Annotated in this window: 19 protein-coding genes and 1 pseudogene; 13 read left to right on the forward strand and 7 right to left on the reverse strand. The window is 41.6% G+C overall.

Annotated features, from left to right (window positions below; all coding sequences use genetic code 11):
• Both WC615_RS13950 and WC615_RS13955 read left to right on the forward strand, forming a co-directional pair.
• Nucleotides 1-230, forward strand: a pseudogene (locus WC615_RS13950) (tRNA uridine-5-carboxymethylaminomethyl(34) synthesis GTPase MnmE); the annotation flags it as partial.
• Nucleotides 231-397: 167 nt separating this feature from the next.
• Entirely contained in the window at nucleotides 398-1,525 is a 1,128-nt protein-coding gene (locus WC615_RS13955) for a site-specific integrase (RefSeq protein WP_372978702.1), read from the forward strand.
• 295 nt (nucleotides 1,526-1,820) lie between these two features.
• Here WC615_RS13955 and WC615_RS13960 read toward each other — a convergent pair whose 3' ends face one another.
• The 4 genes from WC615_RS13960 to WC615_RS13975 form a co-directional block, all read right to left on the reverse strand.
• A complete protein-coding gene (locus tag WC615_RS13960) occupies nucleotides 1,821-2,336 on the reverse strand; it encodes a hypothetical protein (RefSeq protein WP_372978703.1) in 516 nt (171 codons plus the stop codon).
• Nucleotides 2,337-2,530: 194 nt separating this feature from the next.
• Entirely contained in the window at nucleotides 2,531-3,457 is a 927-nt protein-coding gene (locus WC615_RS13965; RefSeq protein WP_372978704.1) for an NAD(P)-dependent alcohol dehydrogenase, read from the reverse strand.
• A gap of 17 nt (nucleotides 3,458-3,474) precedes the next feature.
• A complete protein-coding gene (locus tag WC615_RS13970) occupies nucleotides 3,475-4,545 on the reverse strand; it encodes an alkene reductase (RefSeq protein ID WP_372978705.1) in 1,071 nt (356 codons plus the stop codon).
• A gap of 76 nt (nucleotides 4,546-4,621) precedes the next feature.
• The gene (locus WC615_RS13975) at nucleotides 4,622-5,605 is read right to left on the reverse strand and encodes a helix-turn-helix domain-containing protein (RefSeq protein WP_372978706.1); all 984 of its coding nucleotides are present in this window, start codon (nucleotides 5,603-5,605) and stop codon (nucleotides 4,622-4,624) included.
• A 279-nt stretch (nucleotides 5,606-5,884) separates the two neighbouring features.
• On the opposite strand from WC615_RS13975, the gene WC615_RS13980 reads away from it, so the two are divergent.
• The 9 genes from WC615_RS13980 to WC615_RS14020 all read left to right on the forward strand — a co-directional run bounded on the left by WC615_RS13980 (nucleotide 5,885) and on the right by WC615_RS14020 (nucleotide 15,989).
• Nucleotides 5,885-6,223 (forward strand): helix-turn-helix domain-containing protein, encoded by a 339-nt coding sequence (locus WC615_RS13980; protein ID WP_372978707.1) that lies wholly within the window; start codon nucleotides 5,885-5,887, stop codon nucleotides 6,221-6,223.
• 33 nt (nucleotides 6,224-6,256) lie between these two features.
• Nucleotides 6,257-6,793, forward strand: coding sequence for a ParA family protein (locus WC615_RS13985; protein WP_372978708.1), 537 nt, complete (start codon nucleotides 6,257-6,259; stop codon nucleotides 6,791-6,793).
• Between the two features lie 820 nt (nucleotides 6,794-7,613).
• Nucleotides 7,614-8,558 carry a methyltransferase domain-containing protein gene (locus WC615_RS13990; RefSeq protein ID WP_372978709.1) on the forward strand — a complete coding sequence of 315 codons (945 nt, stop codon included), beginning with the start codon at nucleotides 7,614-7,616 and terminating at the stop codon, nucleotides 8,556-8,558.
• 439 nt (nucleotides 8,559-8,997) lie between these two features.
• On the forward strand, nucleotides 8,998-10,710 hold the full coding sequence (locus WC615_RS13995; RefSeq protein WP_372978710.1) for a pseudouridine synthase: 1,713 nt from the start codon (nucleotides 8,998-9,000) through the stop codon (nucleotides 10,708-10,710).
• A 360-nt stretch (nucleotides 10,711-11,070) separates the two neighbouring features.
• Complete coding sequence (locus tag WC615_RS14000) at nucleotides 11,071-11,649, forward strand: Crp/Fnr family transcriptional regulator (protein ID WP_372978711.1); 579 nt, start codon at nucleotides 11,071-11,073, stop codon at nucleotides 11,647-11,649.
• A 147-nt stretch (nucleotides 11,650-11,796) separates the two neighbouring features.
• Nucleotides 11,797-12,696 carry an SDR family oxidoreductase gene (locus WC615_RS14005; RefSeq protein WP_372978712.1) on the forward strand — a complete coding sequence of 300 codons (900 nt, stop codon included), beginning with the start codon at nucleotides 11,797-11,799 and terminating at the stop codon, nucleotides 12,694-12,696.
• A 134-nt stretch (nucleotides 12,697-12,830) separates the two neighbouring features.
• On the forward strand, nucleotides 12,831-14,627 hold the full coding sequence (locus WC615_RS14010) for an ATP-binding protein (protein ID WP_372978713.1): 1,797 nt from the start codon (nucleotides 12,831-12,833) through the stop codon (nucleotides 14,625-14,627).
• Nucleotides 14,628-14,651: 24 nt separating this feature from the next.
• Complete coding sequence (locus WC615_RS14015; protein WP_372978714.1) at nucleotides 14,652-15,467, forward strand: DUF6597 domain-containing transcriptional factor; 816 nt, start codon at nucleotides 14,652-14,654, stop codon at nucleotides 15,465-15,467.
• A 75-nt stretch (nucleotides 15,468-15,542) separates the two neighbouring features.
• Nucleotides 15,543-15,989, forward strand: coding sequence for a DUF6265 family protein (locus tag WC615_RS14020; RefSeq protein WP_372978715.1), 447 nt, complete (start codon nucleotides 15,543-15,545; stop codon nucleotides 15,987-15,989).
• A 90-nt stretch (nucleotides 15,990-16,079) separates the two neighbouring features.
• On the opposite strand, the gene WC615_RS14025 is transcribed toward WC615_RS14020, so the two are convergent.
• Both WC615_RS14025 and WC615_RS14030 read right to left on the reverse strand, forming a co-directional pair.
• Entirely contained in the window at nucleotides 16,080-17,276 is a 1,197-nt protein-coding gene (locus WC615_RS14025; protein ID WP_372978716.1) for a pyridoxal phosphate-dependent aminotransferase, read from the reverse strand.
• 145 nt (nucleotides 17,277-17,421) lie between these two features.
• Entirely contained in the window at nucleotides 17,422-17,823 is a 402-nt protein-coding gene (locus tag WC615_RS14030) for a DUF1573 domain-containing protein (protein ID WP_372978717.1), read from the reverse strand.
• Nucleotides 17,824-17,960: 137 nt separating this feature from the next.
• Here WC615_RS14030 and WC615_RS14035 point away from each other — a divergent pair, with 137 nt between their 5' ends.
• Both WC615_RS14035 and WC615_RS14040 read left to right on the forward strand, forming a co-directional pair.
• Nucleotides 17,961-20,393 (forward strand): thiamine pyrophosphate-dependent enzyme, encoded by a 2,433-nt coding sequence (locus tag WC615_RS14035; RefSeq protein WP_372978718.1) that lies wholly within the window; start codon nucleotides 17,961-17,963, stop codon nucleotides 20,391-20,393.
• 55 nt (nucleotides 20,394-20,448) lie between these two features.
• The gene (locus tag WC615_RS14040) at nucleotides 20,449-20,859 is read left to right on the forward strand and encodes a putative quinol monooxygenase (protein ID WP_372978719.1); all 411 of its coding nucleotides are present in this window, start codon (nucleotides 20,449-20,451) and stop codon (nucleotides 20,857-20,859) included.
• Nucleotides 20,860-20,962: 103 nt separating this feature from the next.
• On the opposite strand, the gene WC615_RS14045 is transcribed toward WC615_RS14040, so the two are convergent.
• On the reverse strand, nucleotides 20,963-21,469 hold the full coding sequence (locus WC615_RS14045) for a transposase (RefSeq protein ID WP_372978720.1): 507 nt from the start codon (nucleotides 21,467-21,469) through the stop codon (nucleotides 20,963-20,965).
• Nucleotides 21,470-21,669: the final 200 nt, after the last annotated feature.

The raw sequence follows: 21,669 nt of genomic DNA on the forward strand, positions 1-21,669 counted from the left end.
GGCAGTTAAGTGGCCACGAAACGCTGGTAACCAACATTCGCCACTTGGAAGCCCTGCAAAAAACCGAAGAAGCGTTAATAAGGGTTTTGGATGGGATAGATACGGTTACTTCCGATTTTTTGTCGATGGATATCAAACAAGCCCTGCATTATCTTGGGGAAATTACCGGTGTTGTTACTACGGATGATTTACTGGAGAATATATTTAGTAAGTTCTGTATCGGCAAGTAGTTTAGGCAAAAAAACGTAAATAAATAAGTATAAATAGTTGATTTATAGCTATTATGTGATGTTTTAGTTTTTTGATGGTTTTGCATTTTTATCTATTTTAAGCTTATATTTGTACCTTATTTGTACCTCGACGGTCGAGGTACAAAAAGGTACAAAATTTTAGAAATATGGCTGAGGGTGTTAGTGTAAAGCTTAGAGAAAAGGCGCTTACTGACGGGCGTATAAGTTTATATCTGGATTTTTATCCGGCATTATTTATTCCTCAAACAGGAAAGGAAACAAGGAGAGAGTTTCTTAAAATATACCTGTATGCCAAACCGTCCAATGCCGCCGAAAAGGAACACAATAAAATTTGCCGGATTCAAGCTGACCATCTTAGGTCTGAACGTGAATTGCAACTGATCAATAAGAATTTCGACTTTACCGATCGTTTATCATCAAAGATGGATTTTCTTGAATACTTTGAACAGCAGGTAAGAAAACGAAATAAATCTAAAGGCAATCATGACAATTGGTACGGCTCATACAAATACCTCAAGCTGTATACGCGTGGGAAATGCTTATTTGGTGACGTTGATGAGAAATTTTGCAATGGGTTTAAGCAATACTTGAAAACAGTAAAGTCGATTAAGTCAGAATCAGTAGGATTGGCCCAAAATTCCCAATATAGTTATTTTAACAAGTTTCGTGCTGCTGTGAAAGATGCATTTGACAATAGGTTATTTGCTGTTAATCCTATCCTTCGTGTCAAGGGAATCCCTCAGGCTGATACACATAGAGAATTTCTAACGCTTGAAGAATTAAGGTTATTGAGGGATGAAGACTGTGATCCGCCTATATTAAAAAGGGCTGCTTTATTTTCTGCGCTAACCGGCTTGCGATGGTCAGATGTAATCAAATTATCATGGAAAGACATCCAACATTCTGCAACTGATGGGTATTTTATAAGGTTCACTCAACAAAAAACTCAGGGAGTAGAAACTTTGCCAATTCCGGAACAAGCTTTTGAGCAGTTAGGTGAGCGTGGTAAGCCTGATGCAAAAATTTTCAAAGGCCTTAAATATGGATCTTATACAAACGTGCAGTTAGCAAGATGGGTGTTGTCTGCAGGAATTTCAAAAAAAATCACTTTTCATTGTTTCCGACATACCTATGCAACCCTTCAATTAACTATGGGTACTGACATCTACACTGTATCAAAAATGTTAGGTCACAAGCATTTGAAAACTACAGAGGTCTATGGGAAAATTATTGATAAGAGAAAGGTCGAGGCGGCAAATAGGATCAAAATTTAGTGTTTTGTAATAATTAAAATGTTTATGTGCTGTTAATCAGAGGATCGCTGGTTCGAGCCCAGCCTCAGGAGCCTTAAAATCAATGATTTAACCCCACTCTGTCGAGTAGGGTTTTTTTATTTGCATAAAATTTGCATACTTTTTCAGTATTTGCATACCGCAGTCGAAATTCTTTTACTTAACAACTGAGGTTTTCAAACAATCTTTTCCTTCAAAAAGCCCCAGTAACTTTAGATCGGTGTTTCGTATCTATAGTAATTTTAGAAAAATAGCTTTCCCTTGAGGGACAAAATTTTCACAAACAATATGATCTGCAATTACTATGTATATGATCAAGTGCAATTAATATTTCATCTAAGTCAAGTGTTTCATCACGAAATACTAATGTATTATTAAAGGAATTATAACCTCTATGGGTATTTAAAGGTGGATCACCAAAGATACCGCTTCTAAAAGATGGATTCATTGCCAAATCAATATATACCCCTTGCGAATTACCTTGAAAATATTCTTCAACGCGCTCATCATAATGCTCGAAAAAATTATTGCGAAATTTGCGGTTGGAAAGAGGATTGTCCTGTTCAACCTTGAGCATTTGCCTTAATTTTTCCCCACGTATTTTATATTTCTGTCTTGGCCAGAGTATCTTTGATACATTTCCTGCTGCTACGAGAATAGATTGAATTGAATACCAGGTTTCGACATGATCAAAATTGTCATGAGTAGCCCGCAAACGTTCGGCAGCTCTTTGAGCAATTTTAGATTGCAGGGCGATCTCGCCTATTAAAACCATTTCTTGAAGACCTGTCATGTATTTGGAAATTTGATATTATTGCCTGAATAAAAGTCGTTTTTTGAGTTTCGTTTAAGTCACTGAAACAAATTAGAAATCATTCTGCGCAGCCTATTTGCGCAGCGGTATTGATTTTATTTATTTCTGCGCAATTTCCTATCACTTACGCGGCATCGTCCTCCTTTGTAAGGCGATTTATCAATTAACTTTAATCACAGCTTTCCTATGATATGAGCCTTAGGAACCTCAGTGTAAGCAGTTTTAAATGTATCAAATCTATAAGCTTTGCTGACTACAATAGCCAGGCCCTGCTTCATATATGTTGCAAGTTCTTTCAGATAAACAGGTGAAGGCTTAAGCATAAGCACCTTGTACTTTTTTCTGGAAAACAAGCTGATGAAAAAAGAACTAATGATCTCTTTAGGCCCTGGAGCCGTATTCACATACACGGATGAAGGCTTCATGATCTTTTTAGCCGCGCTGTATGTCATTTGATTGGACAGATCAATGATCGCATCGTAAAGCTTGCCGGATTTTAGCACGTCTTCCTTCCGGTAATTGATGACAAAATCGCTGCCCCAATCTTTTGCTGCCTGTAAGCCATTATCGCTTACCACGGCAGTAACGATGGCTCCTTTCATTTTGGCGATCTGTATGGCGAACATGCCAATTCCTCCGGAAGCACCGTTGATCAGCAACTCCGTGCCTTTTTGAACATTTAGTAAAGTATCGAACAACTGTAACGCCGCAGAACCTACCACCGGTGCGGCGGCCGCTTGTTCAAAAGAAATCCCCCGTGGTTTAAGCGCGATATCTTTTTCCCCGGCAATGATATACTCTGCCAAAACCACCCCTTTAAAAACGTCCAGCAAGCCGAATACTTCGTCGCCCTTTTTGTACTGCTTAATGGAACTGCCTGTGGCCTCAACGATCCCTGAAAAGTCGATTCCGGTGCCTCTTGGAAATTTGCTGCCAGACATTAATTTCATTTCTCCGTTCCTGATCTTCCAGTCCAGAGGATTAATAGATACCGCTTTGACTTTGATCAACAATGTTGTTTCACTAACTGCAGGTACAGCAACGTCAGCCATTTCCAATACACCGGCGTCGCCGAACTGATTATAAATTATCTTTTTCATTTTGAGATGTAATAGCGTTAATTAAATAAAACCGGATAATCTGTATAACCCTCAGCGCCCGGTGTATAAAGGGTGGTAACGTCAGGTGCATTCAGTTCCGAGCCATTGATGATCCGCTGTTCCAGATCGGGATTGGCCAGGAAGGGCCGCCCGAAAGCGATCAGGTCTGCATCTCCTTTAGCCAACTCGGCTTCCGCTTTATCGGCGGTAAAAGTATTACAGTAGATGAGTGAACCTTCAAATTCTGTACGGATGGCGTTTAAAGTTTGTGCAGGCAACTGCGGACTCAGACTGATGTGTATATAGGCAAGACCAATGCGGTTAAACTCCCGGCTTAAATGAATATAGGTTTCCTCTGTAGTATCAGCATCGTAAGCCTGCAGATCGCCAAGAATGGAGTTAGGCGATATCCTTATACCTACTTTTTCTTTACCGATGGCATCTGCTACTTGTTGTGCAACTTCAATGGCAAACCTGGCCCGGTTTTCTATGCTTCCTCCGTAAATGTCCGTACGGTCGTTTACGTTCGGGTTAAGGAATTGCTCTATCAGGTAGCCATTGGCGGCATGCAGTTCCACGCCGTCAAAACCCGCAGCTATCGCATTTTTTGCGGCTGCTACATATTGGCCGATAACCGCTTTTACACTTTGAGTGGATAAAACTACCGGAACAGGATAATCCTGCATACCGGCAGTGTCCGTATGCATTTGCCCGGCTGCTGCGATAGCAGATACGCCTACTACCTGAACACCTTCCGGCAGGTTAGCCTGGTGACCTATACGGCCGGTATGCATCAACTGCAAAAATATTTTAGTATCGTTTTTATGCACGGCGGCAGTTGTTAATTTCCAGCCTTCCACTTGTTCGGTAGAAAATATGCCTGGGATCCGGGCATATCCAAGCCCTTCCGGTGCCGGGGCTGTTCCTTCAGTAATGATCAGTCCGGCTCCGCGGCGCTGGCTGTAATATTCGGCCATCAGGGCGTTAGGCAAGTTGTCAATAGCACGACTGCGGGTCATGGGAGCCATCACTAAATGATTTTTCAAATTCAGGGCCTGGCTGGTATAAGGCATGAGTAACTTTTTCATATCGTTTGTTTTTTGATATGTCAAAGGTCCGCAGGAAATGAAATTTAAAATAGCGCGTCAGGTCCGAAAAATAGTCCTATCCGACAAGGGTGTACTTTTTTGGAGTAGTCCCAAAGTGCTTTTCGAAAAGTCTGGAAAAATGGCTGAGATTTGAAAAACCCAGCCGGTAGCCCGCCTCAGAAACAGAGTAACCTGCATGCTTTAATAAAAAACCTGCTTCCTGCATTCGTTCATTCTGGTAAAAGTTATAAATGGTATCGCCAAACGTCTGTTTAAACAAATGCTTCATTTTTGTTTCGCTCAGGCCGGCCATAACAGCAAGTTCGTTCAAATGAGGCGGCTGACCAAGATCTGCAAGGATAGCAGTCCTGATCAGGTATAATTTATCAATATCAGCTTTGTTCACCGGGCTTTGTTTCTCATTATCCCGATCCAGCAGTTTATCAAATAACAAATAGATCATTTCATGCGCCTTGATACTATAAAATAAGTCGCTCAATTTATTTTGTTCGTTGATCTCAGAAACGAGCTTTAAAACCCTTGCCACTTCTGGATGCATCTTTTCGTGATAAAAGAACAGGCTATCGCTATGCAATATTGTTTCCAAAGGACCATTGACCTGATCTACCCGAAGAAGATCAGCAAGCAGTTGCCTTCTAATGCCGATCACGCCGAAATAGATCTCGGCATTGGCGGGAAAAATGGTTTCGGTAGATATGGCAGTGGAGGCTACCTGGATCGAGGATCCATTATTTTTTAGAAATTCGATTGCAGTTTCCCGGTCAACGGCAGACCCCGCCGGCAATTCATTGCTGTTGAATACAATGGAGATCAGGTCGCTGGTTTCAACAGGCGAGTTACGCTTTAAATGAAATTCCTCCTTCAAAGTGTAATGGTGCAGGACAAATTTAAAGCCGGGCTCTACATCAACCATCTTAATATGTCCTTCGCCCATATGCGATGGGATCTTCAATTCATTATTGAAAACGGGGATGTTAAAGTATTCACCAAAGCTCTTTACAAAATTAAAACCCGGCTGTACCGTAAATTCAAAAGTCATGATTAAAAATATGGATTTAATTCCAATTGCTGCCTTTACTCAAGTTTGGGCATCGCAACGATCTTAAAGGCCAGGACCTTACTTATTCTTATTTAACTATTAGGATTTATTAGTTTTATACGTCCTCATTTTTTATTATAAGCTGTTTTTGATGTAGCCTTAACCCTCAATATTTAATTGTTTCTTTCATTTTTTTACTATCCGACTCGGATAAACTCGGAGTGTTGTCCCGCCAACGTTAAATAATTTTGCCTCCATAACGATTTAAAAAGAGCTGTTATGGACATAATAACATTTGATCAACTACCCAAAGCGGTTAGCGAACTTTTAGAGAAGGTATCGAAAATTGAGAATATCCTCAGTCAAGATCATCCAAATGAAACAGGCGCCGATAACTTATTTTCAATCAAGCAGGCGTCTGCATTTTTGAATCTATCCATCTCTACTTTATATGGAAAGGTCTGCCGCCGTGAAATTCCGGTAAGCAAGCAAGGCAAGAAACTTTACTTCAATAAAACAGAATTGCTTGAATGGATCAGGGCCGGACGGAAAAGCACGCTGGCCGAAATTGCCAATACCGTGAAATTGATCCCATCAAGGCGGGCCCAGCGTAGATAACAATCATCAATTCATAAATTAATAAATAGCATCATGGCAAAGATCATCACATTGGCGCATCAAAAAGGAGGCGTTGGCAAAAGTACACTGGCATTGAATCTGGCGCTCTGCTTTAAAGATCAATTAAGGGTAGCCCTGATCGATTCCGATCTACAAGGCAGTATCTATCATCTGAAAGAAGATTTTCCGGAACTGGATATCCTCGCACCTGAAAAGATTAGTGAGATTCCTAACTTGGATTATGACCTCATTATAGTAGATATCCCTCCATACTTGTCCAACCGCCTAAATGAATTGTTCGGCTATTCAGATTACGTGCTGGTGCTGACAAAGGCCGGCTTTTTCGACGCCATGGCGATTAAATCAACACTCGCCCTGATCAAATTCGCACAAGCCCAAAATTACAATTTGAAGGCCGGCATTATGCTGAATATGTTAAAGCCAAGGTCCGGTATTACTCTGCCCATTTTGGGAATAAAATTAAGGAAGGGTTTGAGCATTTTTCATTTGCAGCCTATACTTGTAGGAAAGAATAGGTTTAATATCGAAAAGGGGCAAGTAGCAGTTTAAAACGATGACTACATAATGCAAAATAAAATTAGAGTTAATACATTACGTCTTTATACATTTACTTGCAAGATAGAAATTATCCTATTCACTAATTTTGCCTTATCTTTGTAGAAGTAATCAACCGGATTGCATCGTTCTTTAGATCAAGTTGCTTCCTGCAGGAAGCTTTTAAATATACAGGGATTATTTGTGGCAATTTAGTGGCAGTGTTTTGAAAAATATGCAAAAAACGCGCTCAGAACGCCAGAATCGCAGAAAGTGAAAATCCTTCCGGCTCCACCACATGGGATTCCTTCGGAATCTTCAAAGGGCTGCTCCAAAAAGAGCAGCCCTTTTTTCATTGATTTCTCTAAGTTATGTCTAAACAAATAATCTATCGGAGATGTTGCCTCATTTATAAACGTGATACCCTTTTATCCCCCCTCCCCATTTTTTAAAGAATGCCTGGTACTTAATTAGGACTCTTTATAGATTTGACTCACCCCTTCTCAATTGTGGAACGAGCGAATCTGCTTAAGTTTTTTATACAATACTAGCCGGTGTGAAATAGGGTGTATAAATGGTGTGAAATAGGGTGTATAAATTCGGTGCTTGTTTTACATATTCGTTTCTGTCGATAATCTTGGACTTAATTATCATTAATTTAGTTGACGAAGGTCAGTGGAAAGCCGAAACCCTTATGATTCTTGTAAAACTATATCAGCTTAAAAGCAGAATTCTGTAGGGAGGAAAGGCGGATCTGTTATAGGAGACAACGGGTTGTAGCTTTACGAAGTGTATTGTGAAAGATTCTATATAAAACAAACTAATTATTATAACCATGTGGAAAGAAAAAGTAACACCAATAACAATTGGCCTCGTCTTACATATGCCATTTGTCAAAACATTATTGTCGTACAGAACAGGTGGTACTATTGAAAGTAAATATTGCTACTCTGTCTGGCTAAGACACCTTAAGATGTTGAATTCTGTACGGAGAGGGGTTCCGAAAAGTGTTGCAGAGCTAGGTCCGGGTGACTCTTTAGGAATTGGATTTGCGGCATTGTTGTCTGGCTGCGAATCTTTCAGGGCATTTGATGTAATAAAATACTGGAATGTTGAACGAAATTTAAAGATCTTCGAAGAACTGGTTGTTTTGTTTAAAAATAAAGCGCCTATTCCAGGTAATGTTGAATATCCTAAGGTTCAACCTCAACTTGATACATATGCATTTCCGGATAACATTCTTTCAGAGGAAATACTAAAAAACTCCTTATCTGAATCCCGCCTTGAGGCGATACGCGAAGAAATTAAGAACCCTGATAATCCCCTGAATGCCCTTGTTAAATTTTATGTTCCCTGGAATGATTATAAAGTCATAAACTCGGACTCAGTTGATTTTGTGTATTCTCAGGCAGTACTGGAACATGTTGAAGATCTTGAAGGGACATATATTGCCTTCTCAAAATGGTTGAAAAAGGGAGGGATTATGTCCCATTCAATTGACTTTAAATGTCACCGAACAACTAAACGTTGGAATGGCCACAGAACTTATAGCGAGTTTGAGTGGAAGATTGTAAAAGGGGGCCGAATGTTTTTGATAAACCGGCTGCCATACTCGGTGCATCAGGAACTGCAGAAAAAGCATGGTTTCAGAATATTGAAGGAGCATCCGGTGATCATGGCTAATGATATTCCAAGGAATAAATTTTCACAAAAGTTCAGGAATCTTTCAGAAGAAGATATGATAACAAGCGACGCGTATATGCTCTCCATAAAAGAGTGATTAGATAAAGTACATATTGTGTTTTAATGCCGCAATAGATTTTAGACATATTGGGTGGATTTTATCGACGTTGTTCTGGATGCTAATATGATCGCCGGTAAGCTAATGATGCAGAGTGAGCCAGTTCAATAATGGCTTAAAACGTCATAACCGACCACGTAAAAAAATATAAAAATCTTCTACGAATCTATGGCAAAACACTAAAAAAGAGGTAATATATAGTCCTAATTATTAAATCAAATTTGAAATTTCAATTCATTTTCGTATCTTCATTTTACAGGATTATAATTAATCTTAGTCAAAAGTGATGAATGAGAATTACGCCACATATGAAATATTGATATAAGCTTAATATAGAACAATACAAATCTCTTTAGATCCATAAGTAAGCGCATAACCAATTGTAAATAAATTGCTTAAGTGTTATTCTTAAAAGAAATTGGATAATACGAAAACAAAACATCTGGTGAATAACACCCCCAATAACATTACCTACTTTTCTGATAGTTCCATCAAAGGTATTGAGTTACCTGCGTGCTTTACCTTCCCATTTTATTATGAGCCTCACCCGCTTACAAAAATAGTAACTGCCGAACTTCAACGGTACCTGGAAACCCAAGCGGATCTGCATCATAATTTCGGACTTACCGAAGATCAGCAGGGGCCGGTTATCGGAAAAATGTTTGGTGTTTTAGTGGTTCAGGACAGGGAAGGAAAATTAGGCTACTTATCAGCATTTTCGGGGAAACTGGCCGGCTCAAACGATCATCTTAAATTTGTTCCGCCTGTGTTTGATATGCTGATCGAAAACAGCTTTTTTTTAAAAGAGCAGGAGATCATTAATACCATTAACCTACAGATCAGAAAAATAGAATCGGGTGATGATTACAAAAACTTAAAACAGGAACTTGAACGCTCAACTGCCTTATCCATTCAGGAAATAGCTGATTTTAAGAAACAGTTAAAGATCAATAAAACGGCACGTAAAAACCTCAGGGAAGAACAAAAAGGCAGGTTAAGTGACGATGCTTACCATGATTTTGAGGCAGATTTGATTAAACAAAGTTTACGCGATAAGCATTTGCTTAATGTATTATCCAATAAATGGGACGCGGTTTTAAGCGAAATACGATTAGGGATTGAACAATCCGAAACAGAGGTTGAAGCGTTAAAAAATGAGCGCAGGGAAAGATCTGCCGCTTTACAAAAGCAGCTATTTGAACAATATGAATTTTTGAATAAAGACGGTGTCAGAAAAAATTTACAATCTATTTTTAACGATACCACTTTTGGGAAGCCGCCTTCGGCTGCAGGAGAGTGCGCAACACCCAAATTATTGCAGTATGCTTTTTTAAACGGATACAAGCCATTGGCAATGGCCGAATTTTGGTGGGGCGCTTCCCCAAAATCCGAGATCAGGAAACACAAGCAATTTTATCCGGCCTGCACAGGGAAGTGTAAACCCATCCTTAAACATATGCTTGAAGGGATCACTTTAGATGAAGACCCGCTTATAAAAAACCCGGGCGAAAGCCTCGAACTTAAGATCGTTTATGAGGATGACGCTTTGGTGATCGTTAATAAGCCTGCCGAATTGCTTTCTGTTCCGGGTATCCACATCCGTGATTCGGTTTACACACGGCTTAAATCAGCATTTGTAAATATCGAACCTTTAATGATCCACCGGCTGGATATGGCAACCTCCGGATTGTTGGTTGTAGCAAAAACAAAGGAAGCACACAAGCTTATTCAAAGGCAGTTTCTTAAACGAACTGTAAACAAACGTTATACCGCATTACTTTCTAAGGTGATGGCCCCAGCAGAAGGTGAGATTATACTGCCCTTACGTGGCGACCTGCATAACAGGCCAAGGCAGCTGGTATGCTCTGAGTTCGGAAAGAAAAGTATAACCAGGTGGAAAGTTATTACAACTAATGAAACAACCACTAAGGTCCATTTTTGGCCACTAACAGGGCGCACACATCAATTGCGCGTCCATTCGGCTCATGAGCAGGGCCTAAACGCGCCTATTGTTGGCGATGACCTGTATGGCACCGTTGCTGAAAGATTATACCTCCACGCTTCTTATCTGGAGTTTGTACATCCCATAACTAAACAAAAACTCAGCTTTGAAGTTGCAGAGGATTTTTAAAGGTGAAATTAGAAGCAGTTCTTGTTTAAATAAGCTATTTTAACCCTACTCCAACAATGTGATTAACGGTAATTTAGATCAACCTTAAATCACAAAGTATGCGGCACATCAGTATTGTAGTTAATAAAAACTGGGAGGTAGAGCCCATTTTAGAAATTCCGCCTCGGGCTACCTCCGTTTGGCATATTTGGCATCCCCGTGACCATTACCGGCACACAGCAAAAAACTAAAATACGCCTGGGTAATGGTAAAAAGCAGGACGAACTGAAAGGCGAAGCCGACGACGAAAAAGAATAATGCAATTAACCTTCAGGGGCAAATTCAACCCGCTATCATATTTTCTTTATTTTTGATGCTAATATGGTTGCCGAATTTGAAAGGTATATAAAAGAGAATGTAAAGCTATCCGACGGGGATCTGGAACTGATACGCTCGGTAGCGGTTGAAAGAACAGTCCGCAGAAAACAGTTGCTCTTAGAGGAAGGAGAGGTATGCCGCCACAAGATTTTTATTTGTAAAGGACTGTTGCGTACCTACCGTACCCGCGAGAATGGTAGCGAACATGTGATGATGTTCTCGCCCGAAACCTGGTGGGCTACTGACCCGGAGAGTTTAAATAACCAAACCCCATCCCTATATTATATTGATGCGCTGGAAGACAGCGAGGTGCTTTTATGGACAAAAAAGGATTTCGACATGCTGTGTGCCCAAATCCCCGCCCTGAAAGCATATTCAGAAAAGCTGATCTCGATAAACCTTAACTTAGGCCGTCAGCGTATTTTCAGCGCCCTAAGCGCAACACCCGAAGAAAAATATGATGAGTTTGTAGCATCCTATCCAAATATATTTGCCCGCATACCGTTGCACATGGTAGCTTCTTACCTCGGGGTTTCGCTCAAAACCCTTAGCCGCATCAGGCAAGCCCAGTTAAAACGATAAAATAAAAATAACGTCAAATGTCCGCATTTTACAGCGTGGCGTTGAGCAATTTTGTATTGTTAAAACATCAGGTTATCACATTTAGATTGATGGCGAAATGTTAGAACGATTTTTATCTATCAAATTGTTAACTAAAAAAAATAAAACATGCGTGTATTTGTAACAGGCGCTACGGGCTTTGTAGGCTCGGCCGTTGTTCAGGAATTGATTGCCGCAGGCCACCAGGTGCTTGGCCTTGTGCGGTCAGATGCGTCGGCTAAATTATTGAGCGCCACCGGTGCCGAAGTGCACAGGGGAGATATAGAAGATTTGGATAGCCTGCGCAGTGGTGCGGCTATGGCCGATGGTGTTATCCACACCGCTTTTAACCATGATTTTTCTAAATTTCAGGCTAATTGCGAAGCCGACAGAAAGATTATTACCGCCATGGCCGACGTACTCGTTGGCTCAGATCGCCCTTTGATCATTACCTCGGGCACGGGGTTGCTTGCAGGTAGCGGGCTGGTTGCTACCGAAGATGCAATGCCGCCGGCCGCTACCCGCGCTATGCCCCGCGTGGCATCAGAAGAAGCGGCTGCTGCTGCAGTGGAGCGTGGTGTACGTGCTTTGGTGCTTCGGCTACCACCATCGGTGCATGGTGATGGCGACCATGGTTTTATCCCTGCCCTGATAGGTATAGCGCGCCAAAAAGGTGTTGCTGCATACGTAGGCGAGGGGCTAAACCGCTGGCCTGCCGTACACAGGTTGGATGCTGCCCGCCTTTACAGGCTGGCCTTAGAGCAAGGCGCAGGAATTGGCCGCTATCATGCCGTTGACGATCAGGGGATCGCTATGCGGGATATTGCTGCAATAATTGGCAAACACCTGAATATACCGGTGGTATCTAAATCGCCACAGGAAGCAGCCGAACATTTTGGCTGGATAGCACACTTTGCCGGGTTTGATAACCCTTCATCAAGCGCATTAACCCGCCAATGGCTGGGATGGCAGCCAACCCAGCCCGGGCTGATAGCCGACCTTGACAGGCTACAGTATTTCGAAATTTAACTAATAAGGTGGGCGGTAGCTATAACGCTGCTGCCCCTTTTTCGTTACACTATATATCCCTATATATTTCACAAAAAAACCTTCTTATTTTCAGTTCTTTTTTTCCGATATTGCATCACCCTTACATTTAACTGATGCCGCCCACAATTCCCCTCTTAAATTTCTCTTTAAGCAAAGTCCTGACGGGCGAGCAGGACAACTTTGCTAAGGCCAAAATAAAGATCGCGTACGTGATGCTGGCGTTTGCTCTAGTCAAGATCGTGATCACCATACCTATTGCAATTACGCATCATCAGCATATCCAGGCAATACGTTCGGGGGGGATATTCCTGATCTTTTTTACGTGTTTAAAATATCTTTTATACAAGCCACAACATATCCGCGTAATAGCACATGCGGTATTAATTACAGGCCTGTTAATAATATGGTCAAACCTGGTGTTTGTTGTTCAGCAACTTAATATTGTAACCGTGCAGGTTGTGGTAACCACTATTTTATGTAGTTTTTATCTTATTGGTAACCGTACCGCTGTAGTATATGCTACGCTTTGTATACTGCCTGTATTTCTTTTCATGATCATCACCCGGCATTCAAACGCCGGGGTTATTATTCCACTGCAGCAGGTAGTATCGCCGGTATATGAAATTATTGTGTTCCTTAACTTTGTATCAATCGCTGCTATAAATTACCTGTTTTATAAAGCCTATGAGAATAGCGTTATAGAAAAAGACCAGTTGAATGCGCAACTGGCAGTAAAAGTAGCCGAGGTTAAAGCCCTTGCCGATTCAAAATCGATGTTCCTGTCCAGCATGTCGCATGAGCTGCGTACCCCCTTGAATGCGGTTATAGGTATAACCGATCTGTTAAAAGGAAGCGCATCAACAGAGCAGCACGAGAACCTGGAGATATTGGAGTTTTCTACTATCAGCCTGCTATCCATGGTGAATGATATACTGGATTACCATAAAAGCGAGAACGACAAAATTGAGTTGGAAAAGATCCCCGTAAACCTGCCCGAATTGTTGAGTAAGATATTTTCGACTCTGAGGTTAAAGGCGAACGAAAAAAACCTGCGGCTGGTTGTTAATACTGATGAAAGATTGAACACATTATGTGTTGTTTCTGACCCCACGCGCCTTACCCAAATTATTTATAACCTGGTTGGTAATGCCATTAAATTCACCAAAATGGGGAAGGTGGAGCTAAATGTTGAATTGATAGAAACTACAACGGAAGGTATACAGGTGCAGTTTGTTGTAAAAGATACCGGTATTGGCATACCGCAATCAAAGTTCGAAAGTATTTTTGAGCCATTTTCGCAGGCATCAACAGATACCACAAGGCATTTTGGGGGAACCGGACTTGGCCTGGCTATAGTTAAAAAGCTGTTACTGCTTTTTAATAGCTCTGTAAAGGTTAAAAGTGAAGTTGGTAAGGGGTGCGAGTTTTCATTCAGCATAAATTTCTGCGTAACTGAAGCTATGGTTAGTAAGCCAAAAATGCCGGGCACTGCATTAAAAATGGCTCATTTAAACGTATTGATAGCTGAAGATAACAGTATTAATGCCATGCTGCTTGAAAAAATGCTGATTAACTGGGGCATAAAAACCTATTGGGCTGCTAACGGGCAGGAGGTAGTTAAAAAGCTTAAAACCGAAACGATAGACCTGATACTAATGGACTTGCAAATGCCGTTGATGGATGGTTACGAAACCGCTTTAACCGTTCGGTCGCTCGATGACCCTATCAAATCCAATATTCCCATTATAGCCTTAACAGCCTCCATATCCGGCGATATATACCCGCAGGTAATAGCTGCCGGTATGCAGGATTACCTCTCAAAACCGTACGAAGCGGTAGCCTTATATGAGAAGTTAGAAAGATTAGCTGCATCAAATAAAACCGACCTGAAACCGGTTATTAGCATATAAACCAGCATAAAAACAGAAGGTAGTGTGGATTATAAAACAATAGATCCGGGGGCTAATCTCAGCCTTTTTGTTAGATGTTACTGGACACTTCATGCCCCTAAAGAAACTAAACCCGGTAAACAGCGCATTATACCCGATGGCTGTATGGAGATGATATTTCATTACGGCGATCTGTACAAACAATATATGGAAGACGGGAGTAGTATTTTACAACCCCGGGTTTTTGTATTTGGACAATTGACCCGGCCACTAGAGATTGAGCCGACAGGAGAAACTGGGATATTTGCTGTTCGCTTTAACCCGGATGGGTTTATGCCGTTTGCTGCAAGCCCCCTTAATATCATGGAAAACAAGGCTGTTCCGCTGACAGAATTGTTTGGAAACGATGGGTTGCAGTTAGAAAACGATATGTTATCCGCCAAAACAACAGATGACCGTGTCAGAATAATCGAATCATTTTTGACCGGCAGGGCAGGTTCAGCCGAATCTATCGACAGGATCATTCAATCTACTATTACAGCTATGGTTACTTTAAACGGGCAACTATCTGTAAGCGATATCTCAAAAGAGCTGAATGTTAACCGCCGGTTGTTGGAGCGCAGGTTTGCTGCAGTAATTGGGTTAAGCCCAAAACAGCTATCAAAAATAATAAGGCTGCAGGCAACAATAAAAATGCTGATGAATGAACAATCGGGTAGCCTTACCAGCATAGCGCATGAAGGTAATTATTATGACCAGGCCCATTTTATAAAAGATTTTAAAGAGTTTACCGGGGTAAGCCCTAAAAAGTTTTATTCGGGTTGGCTTAAAATGTCGGCTCTGTTTCAGGGTATGGAGTAATTGCCTGTCGCGTTTTTACAATTTCAGGATGTATAATAAACCGATAATTGCATTTAACTAAACAATTTTAATATCATGAAAACGATACTTGGCTTACTGATATGCATCCTGTTTTGTAACACGTTACCAAACAAAACCATTAAAGACCTGCATTTTTTAAACGGTACCTGGAAGGTAGAGAATAAGCAAAGCTATGAAACCTGGAAGATCACTAACGACACCTCACTCGAAGGTAACTCGTATAAGATAAAAGACGGTAATAAGCGTGTTGATGAATACCTGGTTATAAAAGAGGTTGCCGGTAAAATTATTTATACGGCAAGGGTGTTAAACCAAAACAATGGCCAGCCTGTTGATTTTACAATGAACGCTTCGGTTACAGACAAGTTCTCGTTCGAGAACATGGAGCACGATTTCCCTAAGAAAATACAATACACAAAACTGAACGATACCACCCTTTTTATAGCTGTACTGGGCGAAAACGATAAGGGGTTTTCATACAGGATGATAAAACAAAAGTAAGGAGGATTATTGATATTGAATGTGATATCAATCTTTTACAAAAAAGTCTCCGGATTTTCCGGAGACTTTTTTGTAATTATATCTTCAACATTATACCCTGCCAGGGTAAACTTTTAAACCTTCGGCCAGGCATTCCATGGCTTTGTTCAGGTCGTCGTTATTTAAAACGTAGGCCATACGTACCTCGTTTGTTCCGGCGCCTTCGGTGCTGTAAAAGCCCGTTGCAGGCGCCATCATTACAGTTTGGTTGTTGTGGCTAAAGCTTTCCAGCATCCACTGGCAAAACTTATCGGCGTTATCTATCGGGAATTTAGCCACCACGTAAAACGCACCGCCCGGGTTAGGGCAATAAACGCCTTCAATTTTGTTAAGGGCGGTTACCAGCGTATCACGGCGTTTGGTGTATTCTTTATTTACAGCGGTAAAATATTCATCGGGGGTATCTACCGCGGCCTCGCCGGCAATCTGTTCAACCATACCCGGCGATAAACGTGCCTGGGCAAATTTTAAACCTGCGGCTATTACAGCTTTGTTTTTGGTGATCAGGCAACCTAAACGGGCACCACATGCGCTGTAACGCTTGCTTACGGTATCCATCACAATAACATTATCATCCAGTCCACTTAAATGCATGGGCGATATAAATTTGCGGCCATCGTAGCAAAATTCGCGGTAAGCTTCGTCGCTAAACAGGTACAGATCGTATTTTAAGGCCAGTTCTTTAAGTGCATCCAACTCTTCCTGCGAGTATAAATAACCGGTAGGGTTATTAGGGTTGCAAATGATGATGGCTTTTGTTTTTGGCGTGATCAATTTCTCAAACTCGCTGATAGGGGGCAGTGCGAAACCATTGTCGATGTATGACAGGATGGGTTTTACCACAATATCGCTCTGGTTGGCAAAGCCGTTGTAATTAGCATAAAAAGGCTCGGGGATAATTACTTCATCACCCGGGTCAAGGCAGGTCATCATGCCAATAGTAATGGCTTCAGAACCGCCGGTGGTAACAATGATATTTTCGGGCGTAATGTTGTAGCCCAGTTTGTTATAGTATTCGGTAAGTTTTTTACGATAGCTCAAAGTACCTTCAGATGGGGTGTACGCCCATACTTTAAAGTCGATGTTTTTGATAGCATTCAGCATACCCTCCGGTGTTTCAATATCCGGCTGGCCGATGTTAAGGTGGTAAACCTTTTTGCCATCCAGTTTAGCTTTATCGGCAAAGGGTGTTAATTTACGTATAGGCGATGCGGGCATGCGCAGCCCTTTTTCAGATATTTTTGGCATGGCGCAAAATTAGTAAAAAGATGTAATACACCTTTTGTAAAATCTATGCATACATAGGAATAATTATCGGGGACAAAAAAAGGCATCCATTTATGGATGCCTTTAATTTTTTATCTCTCTTATCTGAAGAGGGTCGGGGTGAGGCTTATTTGCTGCTTACAGCAGGTTTTGCAACCACTTCGCCAACAATGTTTAAATATTTTGTAGGTGTTTTAGCATTTGATGTTACTACAATAGTTTTATTAAATGCAGAAACAACAGCAGCGTTGTAAGTGATCTTGATTGTGCCTTTTGCGCCTTTTACTACCGGTGTTTTAGTATAATCGGCAATGGTACAACCGCAGGTTGGTTTTACTTCGGTTAAAATAAGTGGCTCGGCACCAACGTTAGTAAATTCAAATACGGTGGTAACCGGGGTTCCTTGTGGTATTTTACCAAAATCGTGTTTTTCCTCGTTAAATTTAAACTCGGCTTTAGTGTCGGTTTGTGCAGATGCATTAAAGGCAAAGCCTAAAACAACTGCGCATATTAATAATATTTTTTTCATGGTTACGTGTTTGATTCTTACAAATATAAAAGGTTTAACCTAAATACAAAACTATTGCAAAAACTATATGTTTTACACTAACCAATACAAATAACAGAATAGAATTTCCTAATTTTACCGCCTAAACAAAATTTTATATGCCCGAAACTGTAATACACACAGGCAATACCACAAATGCTGCCGAACTCAGTTTTGACGATTTTAAACAAATTGTGATCAGAGATTACCGTGTTGGCTTCGAGAGCCGCCAGGCCAGTATTATTGGCAGGCGCGAAGTACTGACCGGAAAGGCCAAGTTTGGAATTTTTGGCGACGGTAAAGAAGTTGCCCAGCTGGCTATGGCCAAAGCTTTTAAAAAAGGCGACTGGCGCGCAGGCTATTACCGCGACCAAACTTTTATGTTTGCCACCGGCATGAGCAACCTTAAAGAGTTTTTTGCACAGCTTTATGCCAACCCCGATATTGAGAAGGACCCCGCATCGGCAGGGCGCCAAATGAATTGCCACTACGCAACACGTTATGTTGATGCCGATGGTAACTGGACAAACCAGGCCGAATCCATGAACTGCGCCGCGGATATTTCAACCACCGGCGGGCACATGCCGCGCCTGCTTGGTTTGGCGTACGCATCAAAGCTTTACCGCCAGAACAAAGAGCTGGAATACCTGAAGAATTTTTCGGTTAACGGTAATGAGGTTGCCTTTGGTACCATAGGTAACGGCTCAACATCCGAAGGGTTGTTTTTTGAGGCCTTTAACGCCGCTGGTGTTTTACAGGTGCCAATGGCTATCTCTATATGGGATGATGCCTACGCTATATCTGTACCGGCAAGGCTACAAACTACAAAAGAGAATATATCTGAAATACTGAAAGGTTTTCAGCGTGATGATAAGGGTAACGGATACGAGATATTTAAAGTACGCGGATGGGACTATGTTGCCCTTTGCGAAACTTACGAACGTGCTATCAAGATCTGCCGGGAAGAGCATGTACCGGTAATGATCCACGTAATAGAAATGACCCAGCCGCAGGGCCACTCTACTTCGGGTAGCCACGAGCGTTATAAATCAAAAGAAAGATTAGGCTGGGAAGAGGAGCACGATTGCCTTGTGCAGATGCGCAAATGGATGATAGAATCGGCCGTTATTACTGCCGAGGAAATGGATGCTTTAGAAGCTGAAGCCAAAAAGCATGTACGCAACTGCCAGCGCGAAGCCTGGAGCGAACTGGAAGACGAGATAAAAGCAGAAATGGCCCAGGCTGTTGAGCTGATAGACCGTATTGCCCAGCAATCTGCTCAGCGCGATGATCTACTTGGCTTAATGTCGTCACTGCAAACCTGTGTTGACCCGGGCCGCCGCGATACCGTTGCCTGCGTACGCAAAGTATTACGTTTAACCGTAAAAGAAAACAGCGATGCCCGCCAGAATTTGGTGAACTGGCTTGCTGCCGAAACCGAAAAGAACGTAGAACGCTTTAATTCGAAACTGTTTACTGATACACCAAAATCGCCATTATATGTGCCGGTTGTTGCACCGCAATATGCCGATGATGCAAAACTGATGGATGGCCGCGAGGTATTGAACGCCTGTTTCGACGCCAATTTTGACCGCGATAAATCTATCGTAGCTTTTGGTGAAGATGTGGGTGCCATTGGCGATGTAAACCAGGGCTTTGCCGGTTTGCAAAGTAAATACAGCGATTTGCGCATTACTGACACCGGCATCCGTGAAGCAACAATCATAGGGCAGGGAATGGGCCTTGCCATGCGTGGTTTAAGGCCGATAGCCGAGATCCAGTATCTCGATTACCTGCTATACTCTATTACCGTTTTAAGTGATGATCTGGCCAGCTTAAGCTATCGTACCCGTGGCGGGCAGCGCGCGCCGCTTATTGTGCGCACCCGTGGCCATAGGTTAGAAGGTATCTGGCACTCGGGGTCGCCGCTGGGCTTGATATTGAATGCTATGCGTGGTATGCATATCTGCGTTCCGCGCGATATGACCCAGGCTGCAGGTATGTACAATACCCTGTTGCGTGGGGATGAGCCTGCACTGGTTATTGAATGCCTTAACGGTTACCGTTTAAAAGAAAAATTACCAGCCAATGTAGGCGAGTTTACCGTGCCGTTAGGCAAGGCCGAAATACTGAAACAGGGTACAGATGTTACCGTGGTTACCTACGGTTCAACCCTGCGTATTGTAATGGAAGCAGCCGAGGAACTGGAGAAAATGGGCATCAATATCGAAGTGATAGACCCTCAAACACTTTATCCTTTTGATACTGATAACGTTTGTGGTAAATCATTGCAAAAAACCAATAAGCTGCTTGTTATTGATGAAGACCTGCCGGGTGGTGGTTCTGCCTTTATCCTGCAAAAGATCATCGAACAGCAAAACGGTTATTACTCGCTTGATGCACAGCCGAAAACCCTTTGTGGTGCCGAACATAGGCCGCCATACGGCTCGGATGGCGACTACTTCAGTAAACCATCGCATGATGATGTTATTGAAGCCGTTTACAAAATGATGAACGAGGCTAGCCCGGCGAAATACCCGGCGATATATTAAAATTGATATTTTAACGAACAGTAAAGGCTTGATAATATCAGGCCTTTACTGTTAATTGATTTCTGAAAAAATCACTGTTCGTATGAAAAAAATAATTTTAGGCATTATTTCATTAATCCTGCTCGCCGTTGTACACGCTTCGGCCCAACAAAAAATACAGATGGTAAGGCTTGCAAAAATTCAGGTAGATCCTGGTTATTTAGAGCAATATAACGCTGCTCTTAAAGAACAAATGTCAACTGCTGTGAAACTTGAACCGGGTGTATTAACTTATTATGCTGTAGCCGATAAAAATAACCGGGCTCATATTACTATCCTGGAGATATATGCAGATACTGCCGCATACCAATCGCATATACAAACACCGCATTTTAAAAAGTACAAAGCAACGGTACAAAATATGGTGAAATCATTAGAGTTGGTTGATGTAGATCTTATCGGAAGTGCATTGAACACCCGGCAATAAGATTATATAAGAAGACATTATTGTAATAAATAATAAGGCTCATAAAGATGGTAATCATCTAACTACAAGCCTGTGGTCGGTGTTATCACCGCACCACTTCCTTTCAAATATGCTCCATATAATGCGTGATCAGATCGTCTGATTTATTATCAATATAATAGCCCGATGATGAATATAAATACTCTTCGGGTAACAGAACTAATCCTGCCTTTACAGGATTTTGGTGGATATAATCTAATTTTTGTTCGAGCACCACTCTATTATACATAGTTGCGATATGCGGTCTTCTTTCCCAAAACTGATACTCCCTGTCGTTTTGTGTACTCTTATAGACACTCAAATCAGCACCGGTTTTAATCATATTAAATTTGATCTGTTGAGCAGTATATTTTGCAAAATGTTGCTGTACATTTTTATCAAGCCACTCCGGATGCTTACACCATAATAAATGTATATGGTTTGGCATTATAACATATCCATAAAGCCATATTCTTTTGTTAGATACTAAAAAACGAAGACTATCAAGTACAATTTGTTTGTGTTCTTCCGGTTGGAGCAATACTTGCCAGTTTAAACATGTTGCCGTGAAAAATTCTATACCCTGACGCATAATGCAATATAATAATAACTCGGATTGTGGTTCGGTGATAACACCGACCATAGGCTGAACTTATACTACGTCACCTTCTCCCCGGCAAATCTATTAATCAGCATCGCGGCCGCTGTATCGCCTGTGGCATTTAAAAGCGTGGCTACCGGGTCAATTAATGTGCCGATGATAATGGCGGGTGGCAGGGCCTCGGGTGGGAA

Origin of the sequence: Mucilaginibacter sp. (assembly GCF_041663085.1) — a bacterium.
Taxonomy (GTDB): Bacteria; Bacteroidota; Bacteroidia; order Sphingobacteriales; family Sphingobacteriaceae; genus Mucilaginibacter.

What these genes read in the sequence shown, in the direction of transcription:
- WC615_RS14030 (WP_372978717.1), bottom strand. Translation starts at nt 17,823, where the DNA reads ATGAAAAAAATATTATTAATATGCGCAGTTGTTTTAGGCTTTGCCTTT.
- WC615_RS13955 (WP_372978702.1), top strand. Translation starts at nt 398, where the DNA reads ATGGCTGAGGGTGTTAGTGTAAAGCTTAGAGAAAAGGCGCTTACTGAC.
- WC615_RS14025 (WP_372978716.1), bottom strand. Translation starts at nt 17,276, where the DNA reads ATGCCAAAAATATCTGAAAAAGGGCTGCGCATGCCCGCATCGCCTATA.
- WC615_RS13980 (WP_372978707.1), top strand. Translation starts at nt 5,885, where the DNA reads ATGGACATAATAACATTTGATCAACTACCCAAAGCGGTTAGCGAACTT.
- WC615_RS14035 (WP_372978718.1), top strand. Translation starts at nt 17,961, where the DNA reads ATGCCCGAAACTGTAATACACACAGGCAATACCACAAATGCTGCCGAA.
- WC615_RS14020 (WP_372978715.1), top strand. Translation starts at nt 15,543, where the DNA reads ATGAAAACGATACTTGGCTTACTGATATGCATCCTGTTTTGTAACACG.
- WC615_RS14045 (WP_372978720.1), bottom strand. Translation starts at nt 21,469, where the DNA reads ATGCGTCAGGGTATAGAATTTTTCACGGCAACATGTTTAAACTGGCAA.
- WC615_RS13965 (WP_372978704.1), bottom strand. Translation starts at nt 3,457, where the DNA reads ATGAAAAAGATAATTTATAATCAGTTCGGCGACGCCGGTGTATTGGAA.
- WC615_RS13960 (WP_372978703.1), bottom strand. Translation starts at nt 2,336, where the DNA reads ATGACAGGTCTTCAAGAAATGGTTTTAATAGGCGAGATCGCCCTGCAA.
- WC615_RS14005 (WP_372978712.1), top strand. Translation starts at nt 11,797, where the DNA reads ATGCGTGTATTTGTAACAGGCGCTACGGGCTTTGTAGGCTCGGCCGTT.
- WC615_RS13975 (WP_372978706.1), bottom strand. Translation starts at nt 5,605, where the DNA reads ATGACTTTTGAATTTACGGTACAGCCGGGTTTTAATTTTGTAAAGAGC.
- WC615_RS13985 (WP_372978708.1), top strand. Translation starts at nt 6,257, where the DNA reads ATGGCAAAGATCATCACATTGGCGCATCAAAAAGGAGGCGTTGGCAAA.
- WC615_RS13990 (WP_372978709.1), top strand. Translation starts at nt 7,614, where the DNA reads ATGTGGAAAGAAAAAGTAACACCAATAACAATTGGCCTCGTCTTACAT.
- WC615_RS14000 (WP_372978711.1), top strand. Translation starts at nt 11,071, where the DNA reads ATGGTTGCCGAATTTGAAAGGTATATAAAAGAGAATGTAAAGCTATCC.
- WC615_RS14010 (WP_372978713.1), top strand. Translation starts at nt 12,831, where the DNA reads ATGCCGCCCACAATTCCCCTCTTAAATTTCTCTTTAAGCAAAGTCCTG.
- WC615_RS13970 (WP_372978705.1), bottom strand. Translation starts at nt 4,545, where the DNA reads ATGAAAAAGTTACTCATGCCTTATACCAGCCAGGCCCTGAATTTGAAA.